This is a genomic window from Xenorhabdus littoralis (assembly GCF_033949345.1).
GTDB lineage: Bacteria > Pseudomonadota > Gammaproteobacteria > Enterobacterales > Enterobacteriaceae > Xenorhabdus > Xenorhabdus littoralis.
This window is the reverse complement of sequence record NZ_VCDP01000091.1, coordinates 1-5,470: the sequence shown is the minus strand read 5'-3', so window position 1 is coordinate 5,470 and position 5,470 is coordinate 1. Positions and strand designations below refer to the sequence as shown.

Genomic DNA, 5,470 nt, shown 5'->3' with positions numbered 1-5,470 from the left:
TGCCGGCCCAATTGCAGGCGCACACCGATCCTCGTCGGTGTCATATCGATTTGAGTCAAGCCCCGTTAATTACCATCAATATTGTTCAAGATCCTGCCAGCAGTGAATGGCTGTTGGCCCTGAACTTCCATCATCTAATTGGCGATCATATGACGCTGGAGCTTATCGTCGCCGAGGTTCGTTTACTGTTGCAAGGGCAGACAGAAGCTCTACCTGCTGCACTACCTTACCGCGACTTTATCGCTCAAATCCTGAGCGTGCCCGCCTCCATGCATGAGAACTATTTCCGCGCCCGGCTCGCTGATGTCGATGAACCAACCGCACCCTTTGGCTTGCTTAATGTACAGGGTAACGGCGAGGATATGACGGAAGCCAATTTGCTATTGGATACCACACTAGCGCAAGCAATACGCATGCAGGCCCGCCGTCTGGGTATCAGTCCGAGTGTTTTATTCCATGTCGCCTGGGCCCAGGTACTGGCACAAACCAGCGGCCGTGACGATGTAGTCTTCGGGACGGTGCTGCTTGGCCGTCTGCAAGGCTCAGCCGGCGCTGATCAAGTGATGGGGATGTTTATCAATACGCTGCCAATGCGGGTATCCCTGGCTAATCACAGTGTACTGGAAGTCGTGCGCGCCACCTACCGCGATCTGACCGCGCTGTTGGAGCATGAACAAGCCCCCTTGACGCTGGCACAGGGCTGTAGCGGCGTGAACCCACCGTTACCGCTCTTTAGTGCCCTGCTTAACTACCGCCATAGCCAGCCAGGTACGGCTAATAAGGTTTGGGACGGTATGCGTATATTAACCACAGAAGAACGCACTAACTATCCGTTGACCCTCTCGGTGGATGATCTGGGGGAGGATTTCAATTTGATAACCCAGAGTGTTGCAGGCGTTGATCCCGTCCGAGTGGTGGATTATTTGGCTACTACTATCAGCGGCCTGATTGAAGCTCTGAAAACCGAGCCACAGCAGCCTGTTCTGAGCCTGCCGATCCTGCCTGCCGCTGAGCGTCAGCAGCTTTTGGTCGATTTCAATGCCACACAAGCGGACTTCCCACAGACGGCCCTGATCCATGAACTGTTCGAACAACAGGTTAAACGTACCCCTGATGCCATTGCCGTGGTTTTTGAAGGTCTGTCACTGAGTTATGCCGAACTGAACCAGCGCGCTAACCAATTGGCACACGCCCTGATTGAGTTTGGTGTGCGTTCCGATGATCGCGTTGCAATTTGTGTCGAACGCGGTCTGGATATGGTGATTGGAATACTGGGCATATTAAAAGCCGGGGCGGGTTATGTTCCGCTCGATCCCGCATACCCTAGTGAACGGCTGACGCATGTCTTATCTGACAGTGCACCAAAATTACTACTCACCCAGCAGCATTTACAGACGCATTTACCAATAGCCGATATCTCTGTCTGGTTACTGGACAGTGTCAAACACTTGAACACGGTTGCTCAACAATCTGTTGCCAATCCTGATCCGGCACAATTGGGATTACAAGCGCACCATTTGGCTTATGTTATCTATACTTCTGGCTCCACTGGGTTGCCTAAAGGCGTGATGATCGAGCACCGTAACGTGGTGAACTTTACTCATGCCCAATGCCAGATCAGTGAACTCAAATCCACTGATCGTATCCTGCAATTTGCCACGATTGCCTTTGATACTGCCGTGTCTGAAATTTTCCCAACACTGACTGTCGGTGCCACCTTAATTCTGCGCCCAGCGCATATTCGGATACCAGACACCGCCTTCAGCCATTTCCTGCAAGAACAGGCCATCAGCGTGGTAGATCTACCGACTGCCTTTTGGCACCAGTGGGTACAGGAAATGAAAGCCGGTCGTTGTGATTTCAGTCCTTCTCTGCGTTCAATCACGGTCGGCGGTGAGAAAGCCGAATACCGTCATCTCATCGACTGGCAATCCATGCCTGAAACTCAGCACTGCCGCTGGATCGATACTTACGGGCCAACCGAAACTACCGTCATTACCACCTCTCTGGCATTGGAAGGCGGCGAGGTACTGGACGCAACAGAAACACTATCGATTGGCCGCCCGATTACCAATACCCGCATTTATATTCTCAATACACAGGGACAACCTGTACCGCTCGGTGTCACTGGAGAAATCTATATTGCCGGTGCGGGGGTTGCCCGTGGCTATCTGAACCGTCCTGAGCTTACCGCTGAACGTTTTGTCTCCGACCCATTCAGTTCTCAACCGAATGCCAGAATGTATAAGACTGGTGATCTGGGGTGCTGGCAGTCAAATGGTACGATCGTCTATCTCGGCCGCAATGACTTCCAAATCAAGATCCGTGGATTCCGCATTGAACTGGGGGAAATAGAGACACAATTGGCTGGTTGCGCGGGTGTTAAGGATGCTGTAGTTATTGCACGTGAAGAAGATAATGGCGAAAAACATTTGGTCGCGTATCTCGTGCCACAGCCTTCCACTACGCTGGATGCCATCAACCTGCGCGAACAGCTGAGTACCCGTCTGGCGGATTATATGCTCCCCAGCGCCTTTGTGATGCTGGAGACCTTCCCGCTGACTCCGAACGGAAAACTGGATCGCAAGGCACTACCGGCTCCTGACCAAACCGCCATTGCCAGCCGCGAATATCAGACACCTCAGGGTGAAATGGAACAGCAACTGGCAGCTATCTGGCAAACTTTGCTAGGGTTGGAGCAGGTTGGACGTTATGACAATTTCTTTGAGCTGGGGGGACATTCACTGCTGGTCGTCAGCCTGATTGAACAACTACGCCAACGTGATCTGACCCTTGATGTTAGCGCTGTCTTCGCATCACCGACCCTGACAGCGATGGCGGCTCGCCTGACAACAAAAGCAGCTGGAAATGCCGCACTGAATGTACCACCCAACCTCATTCGTACTGATTGTGACGCCATTACGCCAGACATGCTGCCGCTGGTAGCATTATCTCAGGCGGAAATTGACGCCATTGTCGGCACCGTGGCGGGCGGCGCGGCCAATGTGCAGGATATTTATCCGCTTGCTCCTTTACAGGAAGGTATTCTGTTCCATCATCAGCTACAGGAACAGGGTGATGTCTACTTGTTAACTAGCCTGATTGCTTTTGATAGCCGTGCGCGTCTCGACGCTTTCCTTGATGCCTTGCAACAAGTGATTAACCGCCACGATATCTTGCGCACTGCCGTCTGTTGGCAAGGACTGACGCAGCCTGTGCAAGTGGTCTGGCGTCAGGCACCGTTGCCAGTCACTACCTTTGTCCCAACCTCCTCAGACAATGTATTGGCTCAGTTACAAGCGCACACCAATCTGTATCGTCTTAACTTGAGTCAGGCACCGTTGTTTGCCGCTGACATCGTCCATGACCCAGCCAACTGCGAGTGGCTGCTGGCACTGAGTTTCCATCATTTGATAGGCGACCATATAACGATGGAGCTTATCTCTGACGAAGTCCGCTTGTTGTTGCAGGGACAAGCAGAAATCTTGCCAACCCCGTTACCTTACCGCAACTTTATTGCCCAGACTTTGAGCGTGCCGCTTTCGGTACATGAAGACTACTTCCGTGCTCGACTCGCAGACGTCGACACACCAACAGCGCCATTCGGCCTGCTTAATGCACAGGGCGATGGTGAAGGCATAACCGAAACGCATCTTCCTCTAGATAACACACTGGCACAAGCAATCCGCAGTCAATCCCGCCGTCTGGGTATCACCCCCGGTGTACTGTTCCATGTTGCCTGGGCACAGGTGCTGGCGCAGACCAGCGGCCGTGATGATGTAGTCTTTGGTTCCGTGTTGCTGGGTCGTCTGCAAGGCTCAGCCGGCGCCGATCGGGTGATGGGAATGTTTATCAATACTCTGCCAGTGAGAGTGTCCCTTGCTGGCCGCAGTGTGCTGGAAGTGGTGCAGGACACCTACCATGACTTGACAGAATTGCTTGAACATGAGCAGGCGCCTTTGACATTAGCCCAACGTTGCAGCAATGTGATGCCGCCGATGCCATTGTTCAGTGCTCTACTCAATTACCGTCATAGCCAGCCAGATGCAGATGCTACAACTTGGGACGGCATGCGCCTGTTGGCGGCAGAGGAGCGCACTAACTACCCGCTGACTCTATCGGTCGATGACTTTGGGGAAGATTTCAGTCTGGTAGTCAAAACTGTCGCAACTGTCGATCCCTCCCGGGTAGCGGGTTATCTGGCCACAGCCATCAGTGGTCTGGTTGAAGCCCTGACGAATGAACCCCAGCGACCTGCTTTGAACCTATCAATCCTGCCTGCTACTGAGCGCAAGCAGTTACTGGTGGATTTCAATGATACAGAGACTGACTTCCCACGAGAGACCCTGATCCATGAACTGTTTGAACAACAAGTGGCGCGCACTCCTGACGCCATCGCCGTGGTATTCGAAGAACAGTCTCTCACTTACAGCGAACTAAATAGTCGTGCCAATCGTCTGGCTCATTATCTGCTTGCCATAGGTGTATGCCCGGATGATCGGGTGGCTATCTGTGTTGAACGCAGCCTGGAGATGATGGTGGGGCTACTGGCTATTCTCAAGGCTGGCGGCGCCTATGTCCCACTGGACCCGGCTTATCCGGCTGAACGGTTGGCTTATATGCTGGAAGATGCCGCACCAGTGGCCCTGCTTACTCAATCCACACTGGTTGAAATGCTGGACAGCAACCTCCCCAGCATATTACTTGATGCCCAGTTGCCATCTATCTTTGATGAGAAACAGGAAAACAATCTTGATATTCAGATGCTGGGGCTAACTTCACGTCATCTGGCCTATGTGATTTATACCTCCGGTTCCACTGGTCAGCCCAAAGGGGTAATGGTGGAACACAGGAATGTTATCAATCTTTACACAGGATTAAATATAGCATTTGCCCTCAAGCAACCGTGCCGGATAGCAATGAATGCCAGTATCGTATTCGACGCATCGGTGAAAAGTTGGCTCCAATTGCTTTCTGGCCATACATTGGTCATCGTCCCTGAAGCCCTTCGTACCGATGGTCAGACACTTTGGCGCTATTTTGCACGCCATGCTGTGGATATGTTTGACTGCACACCGATCCAATTGCAATGGCTACTGGAAGCAGGTTTGGGAACAACCTCCGGTTACCAACCCAAGCTGGCATTGATTGGTGGTGATAGCATTCCTCCTTTAGTGTGGTCCAAATTGCAACATATAAAAGCCACCCGCTTCATCAATGTCTACGGACCAACAGAATGTACGGTAGATGCCAGTCTCTGTCCGGTTGATTTATTACTGTCGCAGCCTAGCATCGGTCAGCCAATCGCCAACACCCAAATCTATATTCTGGATGCACAGGGTGAGCCCGCGCCTCTCGGCGTTATCGGTGAGCTCTATATCGGCGGCATCGGTGTGGCCCGCGGCTACCTTAACCGCCCAGAGTTGACAGCGGAACGCTTTATTCCCGACCCGTTCTCCCCCGTATCGGG

The 5,470-nt window shown here is 52.5% G+C and carries 1 protein-coding gene; it reads left to right on the top strand.

The window, feature by feature from the left end; translation table 11 throughout:
* A partial coding sequence (locus FE394_RS17170; protein WP_319927571.1) for a non-ribosomal peptide synthetase occupies nt 1–5,470 on the top strand: 5,470 nt, incomplete at both ends.